Annotated in this window: 12 protein-coding genes; 5 read left to right on the top strand and 7 right to left on the bottom strand. The window is 75.7% G+C overall.

The window, feature by feature from the left end; translation table 11 throughout:
* Positions 1-112: 112 nt before the first annotated feature.
* Both ABEB13_RS27490 and ABEB13_RS27485 read right to left on the bottom strand, forming a co-directional pair.
* Complete coding sequence (locus ABEB13_RS27490; RefSeq protein WP_345707592.1) at positions 113-1,189, bottom strand: amylo-alpha-1,6-glucosidase; 1,077 nt, start codon at positions 1,187-1,189, stop codon at positions 113-115.
* Positions 1,190-1,200: 11 nt separating this feature from the next.
* Positions 1,201-2,391, bottom strand: a complete 1,191-nt coding sequence (locus ABEB13_RS27485) for a glycogen debranching N-terminal domain-containing protein (RefSeq protein WP_345707591.1) — start codon at positions 2,389-2,391, stop codon at positions 1,201-1,203.
* An 813-nt stretch (positions 2,392-3,204) separates the two neighbouring features.
* Here ABEB13_RS27485 and ABEB13_RS27480 point away from each other — a divergent pair.
* Positions 3,205-4,518 (top strand): alpha/beta fold hydrolase, encoded by a 1,314-nt coding sequence (locus ABEB13_RS27480; protein ID WP_345707590.1) that lies wholly within the window; start codon positions 3,205-3,207, stop codon positions 4,516-4,518.
* Between the two features lie 29 nt (positions 4,519-4,547).
* Here ABEB13_RS27480 and ABEB13_RS27475 read toward each other — a convergent pair whose 3' ends face one another.
* Entirely contained in the window at positions 4,548-6,122 is a 1,575-nt protein-coding gene (locus ABEB13_RS27475) for a DUF4192 domain-containing protein (RefSeq protein WP_345707589.1), read from the bottom strand.
* 308 nt (positions 6,123-6,430) lie between these two features.
* Between ABEB13_RS27475 and ABEB13_RS27470 the strand changes: the two genes are divergently transcribed.
* Together ABEB13_RS27470 and ABEB13_RS27465 are read left to right on the top strand one after the other, a co-directional pair.
* Positions 6,431-8,680: a DEAD/DEAH box helicase gene (locus ABEB13_RS27470; protein WP_345707588.1), complete on the top strand. Its 2,250-nt coding sequence runs from the start codon at positions 6,431-6,433 to the stop codon at positions 8,678-8,680.
* Positions 8,681-8,992: 312 nt separating this feature from the next.
* A complete protein-coding gene (locus ABEB13_RS27465) occupies positions 8,993-9,568 on the top strand; it encodes a hypothetical protein (protein ID WP_345709840.1) in 576 nt (191 codons plus the stop codon).
* Positions 9,569-9,670: 102 nt separating this feature from the next.
* Here ABEB13_RS27465 and ABEB13_RS27460 read toward each other — a convergent pair whose 3' ends face one another.
* From ABEB13_RS27460 to ABEB13_RS27445, 4 genes are all read right to left on the bottom strand, one after another.
* Positions 9,671-10,054 carry a hypothetical protein gene (locus ABEB13_RS27460; RefSeq protein ID WP_345707587.1) on the bottom strand — a complete coding sequence of 128 codons (384 nt, stop codon included), beginning with the start codon at positions 10,052-10,054 and terminating at the stop codon, positions 9,671-9,673.
* 357 nt (positions 10,055-10,411) lie between these two features.
* Positions 10,412-11,095: a ribonuclease HII gene (locus tag ABEB13_RS27455; RefSeq protein WP_345707586.1), complete on the bottom strand. Its 684-nt coding sequence runs from the start codon at positions 11,093-11,095 to the stop codon at positions 10,412-10,414.
* Between the two features lie 285 nt (positions 11,096-11,380).
* Positions 11,381-11,635, bottom strand: coding sequence for a hypothetical protein (locus ABEB13_RS27450; RefSeq protein WP_345710016.1), 255 nt, complete (start codon positions 11,633-11,635; stop codon positions 11,381-11,383).
* Positions 11,590-11,769, bottom strand: coding sequence for a TetR family transcriptional regulator (locus tag ABEB13_RS27445; RefSeq protein ID WP_345709839.1), 180 nt, complete (start codon positions 11,767-11,769; stop codon positions 11,590-11,592). Before ABEB13_RS27445 ends, ABEB13_RS27450 begins: the two co-directional genes overlap by 46 nt.
* Positions 11,770-11,809: 40 nt before the next feature.
* On the opposite strand from ABEB13_RS27445, the gene ABEB13_RS27440 reads away from it, so the two are divergent.
* Positions 11,810-11,965, top strand: coding sequence for a hypothetical protein (locus ABEB13_RS27440; protein ID WP_345710015.1), 156 nt, complete (start codon positions 11,810-11,812; stop codon positions 11,963-11,965).
* A 193-nt stretch (positions 11,966-12,158) separates the two neighbouring features.
* Entirely contained in the window at positions 12,159-13,706 is a 1,548-nt protein-coding gene (locus ABEB13_RS27435) for an MFS transporter (RefSeq protein ID WP_380231351.1), read from the top strand.
* Positions 13,707-13,756: the final 50 nt, after the last annotated feature.

Raw genomic sequence — 13,756 nt, 5'->3', positions numbered from 1 at the left:
AGCCCGCCCCGGGTACCCGCAGGACCGAACCGGGGCCCTGCGGGCAGGCCGCCGCGACCAGCCGCGACCCACGGGGCCGACTCGCCGGGCCGGGGTCTCCCCGGCCGTCGCGTCAGCCGGCGCCCAGCTGGAGCTGGGGCGATGCCTCCTCCACCACGGCGACACCGATCCGGCTGACCCGGACGGAGAACGGCTCGCCGGCCACCCTCAGCCCGGTGAGCTGGAGCTCACCGAGAGGTGTCGTGCTCGCGGGCCGGACCACCACCCGGCCGGCCGGCACGTCGGGACGGACACCTGCCAGCGCGAGTATCAGGTGCACCCCGGCTGCGGCGGACAGGGCGGCGGGCCGGCAGGCCGCCGGGTGCGGAACCGGCGGGGACCCGGTCACCCGCTGCTCCCCGGCGTACATCTCCGGTGGGCGGCCCTCGAAGTACTCGGAGGCGCCGAGAAGCCCCTCCAGCAGCACGCCTGCCTCACGTTCGAACCCCGCGTCGGCGAGCCCCGAGACGGCCAGCGCCGTCTCGTGGACGCGGACCGCCCCGCTGCGGTGGCCGAGCGGGTTGAACCGCGGCGACTTGGCGCTCAGCGTCCGCAAGCCCCAGCCGCAGTCCAGTTCGGGTGCGGCCAGCCGCTGGGCCAGCAGCCTGGTCTGCTCACGGTCGAGGAGGCTCTCGTGCAGGTCTCCGCTGGTGGACAGGCCGACGTCGAGCAGGTGGACGAACGTGGACGCCACGGCGGGCACCGTGCGGCCGCCGGCGAGCAGCGCGGCCGCCGGGCGGCCACCCGACAGGTCGTCCACCCAGAACTGCTCACGGAAGCGTTCCCGCAGGGCGGCGGCCCAGGTGCGCCACCCGGCCGCACCGGGTCTGCCGAAGGCGGCCAGCAACTCGGCGCCGTGCATCGCCGCGCGGTACGCCTGGGCCTGCACCTCGCAGCGGGCGGCCGCCGGCCGGGCCGCGCGCTCCTCGGCGGAACGGCCGAGGTCGAGGACGAATCCCTCGGGCCCGTCCGACCCTTCGGCCACTCCTGCCCGCAAGGCGCCCAGGGCACGTTCGACCGCGGGCAGCAGCTCTATCACCTCGTGCCGGGGCAACCCCCAACGCCAGGCCTCGGCCAGCACGGTGACGAACAGCAGGGTGGCTTCGGTCGCGGTGCAGGACGGGGGCAGCTCGGGGCCGCCGTGCCGCATCGGGCCGGGGATCAGGCCGTCGTGACGGGACGCCTCCCCGGAGCCGCGGCCCCGGCCGGCTGGCCCGAGGCCGACGCGCCGGCCGGTCCGCCGCCGACCGCGCCAACCGGTCCGGTACCGGTCTGCTGCCGCCGTGCCAGCGCCCGGAGGGTGCCCGCCGCCAACCGCGTCCCCAGGGGCAGGGTCAGCCGTGCCGCCCAGAGTGCGTCGGCAGCGGTCAGACCGAAGCGCCACGGGGCGCCGGAGGCGGCGTAGAGGTCGGTGGGACGGTCCGCGTCCGCGATCAGCAGGGAGCCGAGCGAGTCCAGCGACCGGGTCAGCAGGCGCTGTGCGCGCGCGTCGTCGCACCGCACCTCGGGCTCCGCCCACGGCAGTGGGACGCTCTGTCCGCGCCCCGCGGGCGGACGCGCGCCGGGTGGCGCGCTCTCCAGCGCGGTCTTCAGTTCGACCGACCAGCGGGCGCCCGGCTGGACCTCCAGATCCCAGCGGAGCACACCCGCACCCGCCAGCACCGCGTGCGGAGTGGGCCGCGCCGAGACGGTCGCGCTGCGACCGTGGCCGGCCCAGCGCAGGCCGGCCGACTGCACCTGGCTCGGCAGGTCGGCGGACCGCTGGCCGCCGGCGATCTCGGTCAGCAGCCCCAGGTCGGTGCCGAAGGCGATCTCCAGCGGCAGCCGCGCCGGGCGGCCGCCGGCGTTGCGGACGGTGACGGTCTCGGAGCCGTCGGCGTGGCGCAGGCGCTCGACCATGAGTGCGGGATCAGGATCCGGGTCGCCGGGGACGCGGACCGCCCCCACGAAGCGCGCTTCGGCGGAGGAGGAGAGCGCGCCCTGCAGCGGCATCGGCTCGATCCCGCCGAGCCGGATCTCCATCCTGGCCAGGGTGCGGATGCCCGCGCGGTAGAAGCCCTGGAGCCCCTGGCCGCGGAGCTGCCCGTCGGGACCGGAGGCGGCCATCGCCGGTGCGGAGACGCAGAGCACGGCGTCGTGGGCCGTCACGGTCTGCGGCCGCGGCGCCGTCGGGCGCTGCTGCCCGACCGGGGCCGGCCCGGCGCCGAACGCCCCCGGCGGCGGGCCGAAGGGCGCGGGCGGCGGCCCGGCCGGCGGAACCGGCGGCGGGGCGGCGGCCGGTGCACCCGGCGGGGCGAAGGAGGGTGCCCCGGACGGGGTGAAGGACGGGACGAACGGCGGGGCACCCGCCATCGCACCGGGAACACCGGCGGCCCCGGGGCCGCCCTGCAGAGGCGGCGCACCGGCCGGACGCGGCGGTGCGCCGAACGGCGCGGACGGCGCGCCGGGCGGAGGCGGCGGGGGTGCCGTGGGCGGCCCGGACGGAGGAGCCGACGGCGCTCCCGTCGGGAAGGCACCGGGCGGTGCGGCGGGCGGACGCGGAGGAACGACGGGGCGGCCCGCGGGCGCTGCCCCGGGTGCGGGCGGCGGGGGCGATGCCTGTCCCGGCTCTGGCTGTGGCGGCCTGGTGGCGGTCACCGGGTTCTCCTCCCCTGGGTCGGCCGGCTGCTGCGGGGCCGGTCGACCACGAGCGTGCTCGTTCGCGGTCTGTGCTGCGCTGCCCGTCGGGGGCAGGTCGGTCGGTGGGAGCAGGCCCGGGTCGTGCCGGCGCGACCGGCCAGGTCGGCCGTCCCGCCGCGGGGCGGGGCCGGTCGCCGGGTCGGCGGGTACGCCGATGTCGTGGAACGGGTCGGCTCGGCGCAGGCCGTCGGACGGATGCTGCCGCCGACGCCCCGCTGGATGAACGCCCTGCACCTCTCACAAGTCACGCCGGTGTGCGCGGCTGCGGTGGCGCGCCGTCCGGAGCAACTGCTCGGCCGGACCTCCGTCGCCCCCTGCGACCCGGCCCGACCAGGCCGCCGGCGGTGACTCCGCCACCTTCGTGGCCTCCCCCACCGGCTCCCGTTCGCCGTCAGGATACGGTGCGAAGGCGCCGGCGGACGCACCGGGAACACCCTTCGGCGCCCGCTGTGCCAGGCCTGCGAACAGCACGTACCGAGGAGTTCCATGTCCACCGTCCACCGGCTGCCCGGGATCGTCACGACCGACCACGTCTTCCGGGTGCCGCTCGACCACCGGCGACCGGACGGTGAGCGGATCGAGGTGTACGCCCGGGAGGTCGTGGCCGCGGGCCGCGAGAACGACGCGCTGCCGTGGCTGGTGTACCTCCAGGGCGGCCCCGGCGGGAAGGCGGGCCGCCCCCTGGGAGCGGACAGCTGGCTGGCCAGGGCACTGGACGACCACCGGGTGCTGCTGCTCGACCAGCGCGGCACGGGCCGCTCCACGCCGGCCAACCGGCAGACCCTCGCCCGCCTCGGCAGCCCCGAGCAGCAGGCCGAGTACCTGGCGCACTTCCGCGCCGACTCGATCGTGCGGGACGCGGAGCTGATCCGCCGCACGCTGCTCGGCGAGCAGGGCCGCTGGAGCCTGCTGGGCCAGAGCTTCGGCGGCTTCTGCACGCTCACCTACCTGTCGCTGGCGCCCGAGGGCGTCCGCGAGGCGTACGTGACCGGCGGGCTGGCCGGTCTGCGCAGCTCCGCGGAGGACGTGTACCGCGCCGCCTACCCGCGGGTGGCCCGCAAGAACGCGGCGCACTACCGGCGCTACCCGGCGGACGTCGAGGCCGTCCGGCGGATCGCCGCGCACCTGGCGGAGCAGCCGGCCCGGCTGCCCGACGGCGGGGAACTGACCGTCCGGGCCTTCCAGGCGCTCGGCCTGCTGCTCGGCAGCGGGTCGGGCTCGCACCAGCTGCACTACCTGCTGGAGGAGGCCTGGGTGGACGGCGTGGAGGGCCCGGAACTGTCCGACACCTTCCTGGCTGGAGCCCAGGCGCAACTGTCGTTCGCGCAGGGGCCGCTCTACGCCGTCCTGCACGAGTCGATCTACGGCCAGCGGTCCGTCGGCCCGGGCGGTACGGAGTGGGCGGCCGAGCGGGTGCGCAAGGAGTTCCCCGAGTTCGACGCGGGGACGGCGCTCGGCACGGACGCTCCCGTGCTGTTCACGGGCGAGATGATCTACCCCTGGATGTTCGAGACCGACCCGGCGCTGCGGCCGCTGCGGGAGACCGCCCAGCTGCTCGCGGACCGCGGCGACTGGCCCGACCTGTACGACGTCGAGCGGCTGGCGGCCAACGAGGTACCGGTCTTCGCCGCCGTCTACCACGACGACATGTACGTGGACACCGCCGACTCCCTGGCGACGGCCGAGGCCGTCGGGAACCTGCGCCCCTGGGTGACCAACGAGTGGGAGCACGACGGTCTCCGGGTCAGCGGCCGGGTCGTCCTCGACCACCTGATGCGGATGGCCCGGGGCGACCTCTAGGACAGGCCCGGCCGGGGCCGGCGCGCGCGTCAGCCGTGCACCGGGTGGCCGGGCCCCGCGGAGCCCCGGGCGCGCCGGGCCGTCGGGCCGCCGCGCGGTCGGGGCCTGGCCCTGGCGGAGCGGCCTGCCGGCCGTGGGGCGGGCGGGGCCGGGCGCCAGGGCTCGGGCCGCGCCGGGGCGCCCGTCGCGGCGGGCGCCCCCGATCCCGGCGCGCGCCCGGACGTCGACGCCGTCGGGTTGCCGGTGCCCGTCCCCGTCGCTGTCCCTGGATCGGCCCCGCCGTCCGCGGGGGCGCCGGCATCGGCACCGGTGGCCGGGCCGGGGGAACTCCCCGGGCCGGTGGCCTCCGCGTCGCCGTCCACCGAGGAGCCCACGGCGGCGAACGGACCACCGGGCGGTGCGCTCGCGGCCCGCCGGGCCCGCTGGCCGCGGACGCTCTCCAGCAGCCGCTCGGGCGGCAGACCGCCGTTGATGGACTCGTACAGCAACTGGGCGAGGGTGTATCCCGGGTCGACCTCCAGGGCCCGGGAGAGGACGATCCGCGCGGTGGCCGTGTCGCCGGCCAGCCAGGATGTCCAGGCGAGCAGGGTCAGCGGGGGCGGCGCCAGGTGTTCGAAAGGGCTGACGCAGCGCTGGACGAGGTGCCGCCACAGGCGCTGGGCCCGGGCCAGCTCGTCGGGCTCCGCCAGCTCGGCGCCGCGGTCACGGCCCAGTTTGTCCTGGAGGCCGAGCAGGATCCGGGCGGTGAGCACCGGATCCAGCTCCCGCGCGCCCGCCGCGAGAGCCGCCATCGCCTCGGTGAGCAGGCGGCCAGTACGGTCGACGGTGCTCATCCGCCCGGCCGCCAGCTCCTGGATGAAGTGGGGCCCCGCGCGCTCGATCTCCTGCCGCTGCACGTCCGCCGTGGGCGGCCCGACCGGCGCCAGGCCGGCGACCATGGCCTTCCGGCTGCCGCGGGGCGCGAGGCCCGCGTAGGTGGCGGCAGCGGCGATCGGGCTCGGCAGGTGCGCGGGACGGACGGGCGTACCCGCCGGGTCGCAGCACCCGGGACGTCGGCAGAGGAAGGACCACCAGCGGCCGCGGGAGACGCAGAGCGACTCCTTGACCCCGACGCCCGCCGCTTCGAAGGCCGCCGCGAGGGCGTCCGCGAGCGGCCGCAGCTCGGTCACCGCCGGTGCGACGTCGGGCGGCCCCACCCCTTCGGGGACCGCCGGGACGGACGGGGGCAGGGTCGACGGCGGGGGCCCGCCGCCCGGCGGCGGGCCGCAGGCCGTGTCCGAGGACTCCCGGACGAGGTAGAGCAGCACCTGACTCGGTCGGCGGTCCCGCTTCTCGGAGAGCTCGATGAGCAGCCCGGCCGCGTCCCGGGCAACCTGCGGCCACTGCTCCGGGTCGGCCGGGATGTCGATGCGGATCACTCCGCCCTGGTGGAGCGACGGCCCCTGGAGGCCGACCGCCACGATGCTGTCGTCGGGGAAGAAGCCGAGCAGGTAGGGCAGCATCTCGGCCATGTCGGCGGGGCCCCGCATCTGCATCGGGAGCGTGCCGGTGAGCGAGCGGGAGGACGGGGTTGCGGGCTGCGGGGAGCGTTCGTCGTTGTTCATGCCGGAAGGATGACGCAATTTCCCACCCCCGGGCGGGCCTGTGGACAGATCCGGGGGTCAGCATTTCCTCCCTCGTCCGGGGGACAACAGGTTTGGAATCGGATTGATCTGACGATTCGTCGGCAGACGGCCGCACCGAGGCCGCTGCAGGCCCCTTCGGCGGCCTCGCGCGCCCGTCTCGTTCGCGGTCTGTCGGTCCCGCGCGGTATGCATGGAGCCATGGACCACCGTACGGACGCCTCCCCCGGCCCGACCGACCGGCCGCCACGGCCCTCGGCACGCACACGTCGCCCGACGAGCGCGCCGCCGTGCGCGAGCGCGCGGAGGCGGTGCTGCGCGAGCTGGCCGGGCCCTCGGCCGTGCTCCGCGAGGACCAGTGGCTGGCGATCGAGGCGCTCGTGGTGGACGGCCGCCGGGCCCTGGTCGTACAGCGCACCGGCTGGGGCAAGTCGGCGGTGTACTTCATCGCCACCGCGCTGCTGCGCGCCCGCGGCGCGGGCCCGACGGTGATCGTGTCGCCGCTGCTCGCACTGATGCGCAACCAGGTCGACTCGGCGGCCCGGGCCGGCATCCACGCCCGGACGATCAACTCCGCCAACCCGGAGGAGTGGGAGGCCATCCAGACCGAGGTGGCGGCAGGCGAGGTCGACATCCTGCTGGTCAGCCCCGAGCGGCTGAACAACCCCGACTTCCGGGACAACGTGCTGCCCAAGCTGGCGGCGTCCACGGGCCTGCTGGTCGTCGACGAAGCCCACTGCATCTCCGACTGGGGCCACGACTTCCGGCCCGACTACCGGCGGCTGCGCACCATGCTGGCGGAGCTCGCCCCCGGCGTCCCGGTGCTGGCGACCACGGCGACGGCCAACGCCCGGGTCACCGCCGACGTCGCCGAGCAGCTCGGCACCGGTGCCGTCCCTGGCGGGGCCGTGCCGATCGGGAACGCACCGGGCGGGGACGCGCAGGCCTGGGCAGCGCCGATCGGGGACGCGCAGGCCGGGATCACCGCGGCGGACGACGCCCGGCGCGCCCTCGTCCTGCGCGGGCCGCTGGACCGCGAGAGCCTGAGCCTCTCCGTCCTCGCACTGCCGGACGCCGCGCACCGGCTCGGCTGGCTGGCCGACCACCTCTCCGAGCTGCCGGGCTCCGGGATCGTCTACACCCTGACGGTGGCCGCCGCCGACGAGGTCACCGCCTTCCTGCGCTCCCGGGGGTTCCCGGTCGCCTCCTACTCGGGCCGCACCGAGGACGCCGAACGGCGCACCGCCGAGGCCGACCTGCTGGCCAACCGGGTCAAGGCGCTGGTCGCCACGTCGGCCCTCGGCATGGGCTTCGACAAGCCCGACCTCGGCTTCGTGGTGCACCTCGGCTCCCCCGGGTCGCCGATCGCGTACTACCAGCAGGTCGGCCGGGCCGGGCGCGGTGTGGACCGGGCGGAGGTGCTGCTGCTGCCGGGCCGGGAGGACGAGGCGATCTGGCGGTACTTCGCCTCGCTCGGCTTCCCGCCGGAGGAGCAGGTCCGGCGCACCCTGGACGCACTGGCCGAGGCCGGCCGGCCGCTCTCCACGGCGGCCCTGGAGACCCGGGTGGACCTGCGCCGGGCCCGGCTGGAGACGATGCTGAAGGTCCTCGACGTGGACGGCGCGGTGCGCCGGGTGCGCGGCGGCTGGGAGTCCACCGGGCAGCCCTGGGCGTACGACGGGCCGCGGTACGCGAAGGTGGCCGCGTCGCGGGAGGCCGAGCAGCACGCGATGCGGGCCTACGCGTCCTCGTCCGACTGCCGGATGGAGTTCCTGCGGCGTCAGCTGGACGACCCCGACGCGGCCCCCTGCGGGCGCTGCGACAACTGCGCGGGGGCGCGGCACGGCGCCGAGGTGTCACCGGATGCGCTGGCCGCGGCCCGCGCGGCGCTCGGTCGCCCCGGGGTGACCTTCGAACCGCGGCGGCTCTGGCCCACCGGCATGGAGGCGCTCGGGGTGCCGCTCAAGGGCCGGATCCCGGCAGGTGAGCAGGCGGAGACGGGCCGGGCGCTCGGCCGGCTGTCCGACATCGGCTGGGGCACCCGGCTGCGCGGGCTGCTCGCGGAGGCCGCCCCGGACGGCCCCGTGCCCGCGGACGTCGTCGACGCCCTGGTGAGCGTGGTGGCGGACTGGGCCCGCGGCCCCGGCGGCTGGGCCGGTCCGGAGGCCGCCGACGGCAGCCGGCCGGACCGGCCGGTCGGCGTGGTCACAATGGCGTCGGCGACCCGGCCCGCACTGGTGGAGAGCCTGGGCGGCCGGATCGCCGCCATCGGCCGGCTGCCCCTGCTGGGGCGGCTGGAGTACGCGACGGGCCGCCCGCCGCACGGCCCGCGCAGCAACAGCGCACAGCGGCTGCACTCGCTCGCCGGGACACTGGTCGTCCCGGACGCGCTGCGGGCCGCCCTGGCCGAGGCGCCGGGCCCGGTGCTGTTGGTCGACGACCTGGTCGACTCGGGCTGGACGGTGACGGTGGCGGCACGGCTGCTGCGGCAGGCCGGTGCCGGTCCGGTGCTGCCGCTGGTGCTCGCCCTCCAGGCCTGACGGCCGCGCCCACCGGCGGGGCACCGTCCGTCCGATCGGCCGACACCCCGATGTCACCTGCCGGTCAGCCGAATAGCCCCCGCCGTCCGGTGGAATATATCCGGCAGTCCACTGATATCGGGCGGCGTGCGCACTTTCGTCATTGCCGCTCGACCGGAATTGACGGGAGAATTGGACGGTACCCGCCGCCTTGGTCGATCGACCGGGTGTTCGGCGTACCCACGTCACCGCCATGCGCGTCGGCGGCCCGGAAGGAGGATCGTGATCAACCGCAACGACCACGGTCAGGACCCTTCCGGGACCAGACGGAGCATCGACGCCGAACGCTGGGGCGAGGCGGGTGTCCCGCTGCTGCGGGCGCCCCGCGACTTCGTCCGCGAGCTGCATCAGCGGCACCTGCCGCAGCCCGGCACCACGGTGGTCGCCGTGCTCGACCCGGAGCAGCGACTGGTCGCCTCGGCCTCGTTCGGGGTCCGGCCGCACGTCACGGACGGCTGGCAGTACCGCAACAGCATCCTCGCCCACCTCCGGCAGGTGATCCCGCACGACCTCCGGCTGGCGGAGCCGGTGCGGACGGCCGTCCTGCTGCGCTGCCGCGAGGGCACGCCGGAGTGGACGGAGCAGGATGGTGCCTGGATGTGGGGCCTGCACGACGCCGCGGCGCTGCACGGGCTGCGCTGCGGTCCGTACATCACCCTCACGCCGGCCGGCTGGCACTCCCTGGGGGACGGCCGACGGGGGCGCACGCCGCACTCGGGTTCGTGGACGGAGGGCCCGGTGCACACGGTCACCGAGCTGCCGCCACGGGACGAACGGGAGCTCCTGCAGGCGCTCCGGCCCGCCCCCGTGGCATCGCTGGACGCGGCCCGGCGCGCGGCCGCCCGCTGAGAGCGGGCGGCGGCGCGCGGCCGGTCCGGTCGGTCCGGAGGCAGGTCCGCGCCGGGCGGGGCCGGCACGGAGGGGTGGCGGAGCCGGTGCGGGAGGTCCGGCTCAGGCCGGGACGGGACGCTCCGCGGCGGGGAACAGCGGGGAGACGGCGTCATTGCCGCCGCAGACCACCAGCAGCGAGCCGGCCCTGTCGGCCGCCTTGGCGGCGGCCTGCCGGGCGCGGTTGCCCCCGCCTGCGTTGACCACGAGCACCACGACCTCGCGGCGCAGCGGGCGACCGACGGCGGCGTCGGCGTAGAAGACGTCGTCCCCGGCGGCGAGCTGGGCCCAGTAGCGCTCCTCGCCGAACGACAGCTCGTGCTGCTGCCACGGGTGGGGCTCGCCGACGGTCAGGACCAGGATGTCGCCGGGGCCGCGGCCGGCCTCCAGCAGCCGGTCGACGGTCTCGTCCGCGCGCTCGACGGCCTCCTGCGAGGAGGCCGGCACGAGCTGGACGACGGGCCCGGCGGGGCTCTGCGCCGGTCCGGACCGGGGGCCGGGTCGGGATGCCGAGGCAGCAGGTCTCGGCGGCGCGGGTCGCGGCGCCGGACGGGGCGGCGCCGGACGGGGGCCCGGCACGAGGCCGGACGCTGCGGGGTTGGCGGAGGACATACGGGGGGCGAGTGCGTCCGACTTGTGGGGAAAGGGAACGCCGGGGCCCGGGATACTCTCGTGAATCTCCGGCTCCTCGGGGAAGACAGGCATACCCGGATATCTATCAAATGGCGGTCGGATGCGCACGGGCGCCCCACCTTTTGGGCACCCGGCGCGGGGCGGCGAACACCGGCAAAAGCAGACGGACCGTCAGAATCCGAGCGAGAGCTGCTCGTCCGCGGGCTCCGGGATCCGGCCCCGCTTCAGGTGCCGCCACTGTGGGAGCGCGTCGAGGTAGGACCAGGACAGCCGGTGCTCGTCGGTCGGGCCGAACTCCTCCAGCGCCGCCCGGTGGACCGGCGACGGATAGCCCGCGTTGTCCTCGAACCCGTAGGCGGGGTGATCGGCGCCGAGTTCCGCCATCATCCGGTCGCGCTCCACCTTGGCGAGGACGGACGCCGCCGAGACGCAGACACAGGACTGGTCGCCCTTGATCACCGTGCGTACCTGCCAGGGCCCGCCCAGGTAGTCGTGCTTGCCGTCGAGGATGACCGCGTCCGGACGGATCGGCAGGGCGGCGAGCGCCCGCTGGGCGGCGAGCCGCAGGGCGGCGGTCATGCCGAGTTCGTCGCACTCCAGCGGCGTGGCGTGGCCGAGGGCGTAGGCGCTGACCCAGTCGGCGAGCTGCGGGGCGAGCGCCTCGCGGCGCTTCACGGTCAGCAGCTTGGAGTCGGTGAGCCCCTCGGGAGCGCGGCGCAGGCCCGTCACCGCCGCCCCGACGGTCACCGGGCCCGCCCAGGCGCCGCGGCCGACCTCGTCCAGCCCGGCCACCACGGCGGCTCCGGCCCGGCGGAGCGAACGCTCGACCGAGTGTGTCGGGGGGTCGTAGGGCATCGCGTCGGTCCATTCGTCTCGCTCGGGCACCACCAGCCTACGGCTCCCCGCGCCCCCGCCGAACCGGCCCGCAACCGATCCACGGACCACCGGCCCACGGACCACCGGCCCCGGCCCACGGACCACCGACCACTGACCCCGGGACGGCCGCCCCGGCGTGGCCCCATGCGGTCGGGCGCCGTGAGGGAACGGCCTACGGCCGGACCAGCGGGACCAGCACCTGGTCGACCAGGTCCAGGCAGAACCGCTCGTCGAGCGGGCCCTCGCAGATCTTGGAGTGGTACATCAGCATCGCGGGGGCGATGTCGGCCACGATCGGAACGGCCGCCCCCGCGCGCACGTCGCCGCGCCGCTCCCCCGGGCGAGCACCCGGATCATGGCGGCGTTCGACGGCGCGACGACCCGCGCGACGAGGAAGTCCTTGAACACCAGGGCCTGTTCGTGGTCGAGCTCGGACATCACGACCCGGATGGCGGCCCCGGCCCGGGAGTTCATCACGGCGCCGAACCCGGCCATGAGCTGGAGCAACTCCGCACGCACGGAGCCGAGATCGGGAATGTCGGTGGGGGTGGCAGAGTGGCCCCGAGGGCGCTGATCACCAGATCGGCCTTGGACGCCCAGCGCCGGTAGAGCGCGGCCTTCCCGGTCTGCGCGGCGCCGGCGACGCCCTCCATGGTCAACCGGGCGAAGCCACCGGAGATGAGTAGGTCGAGCGTGGCATCGAAGATCGCGTTCTCCAGCGCCCGGCCGCGGCGCCGGGGCGCCCCGCCAGGCCGGCCCACCGCACCCGACCCGCCCGACCTTCCGGCCGCCTCCGACCCACCCGCCCTGCGCGGCGGGCCCTCCGGCGTCTGGCGCCGCACCATCTGATCCATCGTCACCCAACCTAGGGAACGCTTGCGTTCACAATATCCGTCCGGATATCGTGCTCATGATAGTGAACGCATCCGTTCCTTGACAGCACTCGGGAACCGGCACCAGCCGCACCGTGGCGCGGAAGCACGCACGCCAGAGGCCTCGCCGAGCATCACCCGGAGCACAGGGACAAGCAGGGGGCAAACCAGTGGCACTCTCCGACACGCTCAGCAAATCCGATCCACCCCGCGCCGCGGGCAGCTCGCGCAAGGGCCTCGCCCTGACCGTGATCGCCGCGAGCCAGCTGATGGTGGTGCTCGACGCGACCATCGTGAACATCGCCCTGCCGCACATCAAGGGCGCGCTCGGCTTCTCCGACACCACGCTCTCGTGGGTCATCAACGCCTACACCCTCGTCTTCGGCGGGCTGCTCCTGCTGGGCGGCCGGGCCGGCGACATCCTCGGCCGGCGCCGGGTCTTCATCGCCGGCACGCTGCTGTTCGGCCTCGCCTCGCTGCTCGGCGGCTTCGCCCAGGACTCGACGATGCTGCTGGCCTCCCGGGCCCTCCAGGGCATCGGCGGCGCGGTCTGCGCGCCGACGGCGTTCGCACTGATCGCCACCAACTTCGAGGAGGGCCCCGAGCGCAACCGCGCCTTCGGCGTCTTCTCGGCCGTGGCCGGCTCGGGTGCGGCGATCGGCCTGCTGGCCGGCGGCCTGCTCACCCAGTACCTCGACTGGCGCTGGGTGTTCTTCGTCAACGTGCCGATCGCGGTGGCGATCGCCGTCGCCGCCCCGCGGTACATCAACGAGTCCGAGCGCCGCCCCGGCCGGTTCGACCTGCCCGGCGCACTGACCTCGACGATCGGCCTCTGCGCGCTGGTCTACGGCTTCATCCGGGCCGCCTCGAACGGCTGGAGCGACCCCGCGACGGTGGCGTCCTTCGCCGGCGGCGTGGTACTGCTGGCGGCCTTCGTGGTGATCGAGCGCCGGACGGCGCAGCCGATCACGCCGCTGCACCTGTTCCGGGACCGCAACCGCACCGGCGGCCTGGTGATGATGCTCTGCCTGACGGCGGCGATGTTCGGGATCTTCTTCTACATCACGATCTTCGCCCAGACGGTGATCGGCTACAGCCCGCTGAAGGCGGGCGTGGCCTTCCTGCCGATCAGCGCCGCGATCATCGTGGCCGCCCAGATCGCCTCGACCTTCCAGGCCCGGCTCGGGCCGAAGGCGTTCATGGCCGGCGGCGCCGCGCTGGTCGTCGCGGGCCTCGGCTGGCTGACCCAGCTGAAGGCCGACAGCGGCTACGTGGACGGCATCCTCGGCCCGACGGTGGTCTTCGGCTTCGGGATGGGCCTGATCTTCGTCCCGGTCATGCTGATCTCGGTGGCCGGGGTGCCGGGCCACGAGACCGGTGCCGCCTCCGGCCTGCTCAACTCGATGCAGCAGATCGGCGGTGCGGTCGGCCTGTCGATCCTCACCACCGTGTTCACCTCCGCGGCCAAGGACCGGGCCACCGCACTGGTGCCGGGCTTCCTGAAGTCCGCGAGCCCGGCCCAGGCCCAGCAGTTCCAGGCCTCGCACGAGTTCCCGCCCGGCAGTTCGCAGTACGCCGACACGCTGGCGCACGGCATCGGGCAGGCCTTCCTCGTGGGCACCGGGATGGCGCTGCTCTCGCTGATCGTCGCGCTCTTCGTGGTGAAGGCGAAGGCGAGCGACCTGCCGGCCGAGGGTGCCGCGGGCATCGCCCTCTGACGTCCCCCGACGTCCACCCGCCGCGGCGGTGGTGACGGCCCGTCCGGGCC

The sequence above is a fragment of the Kitasatospora paranensis genome (assembly GCF_039544005.1).
GTDB lineage: Bacteria > Actinomycetota > Actinomycetes > Streptomycetales > Streptomycetaceae > Kitasatospora > Kitasatospora paranensis.
Note: the sequence above shows the minus strand (reverse complement) of the source record. Positions and strands in the feature narration are given on the sequence as shown.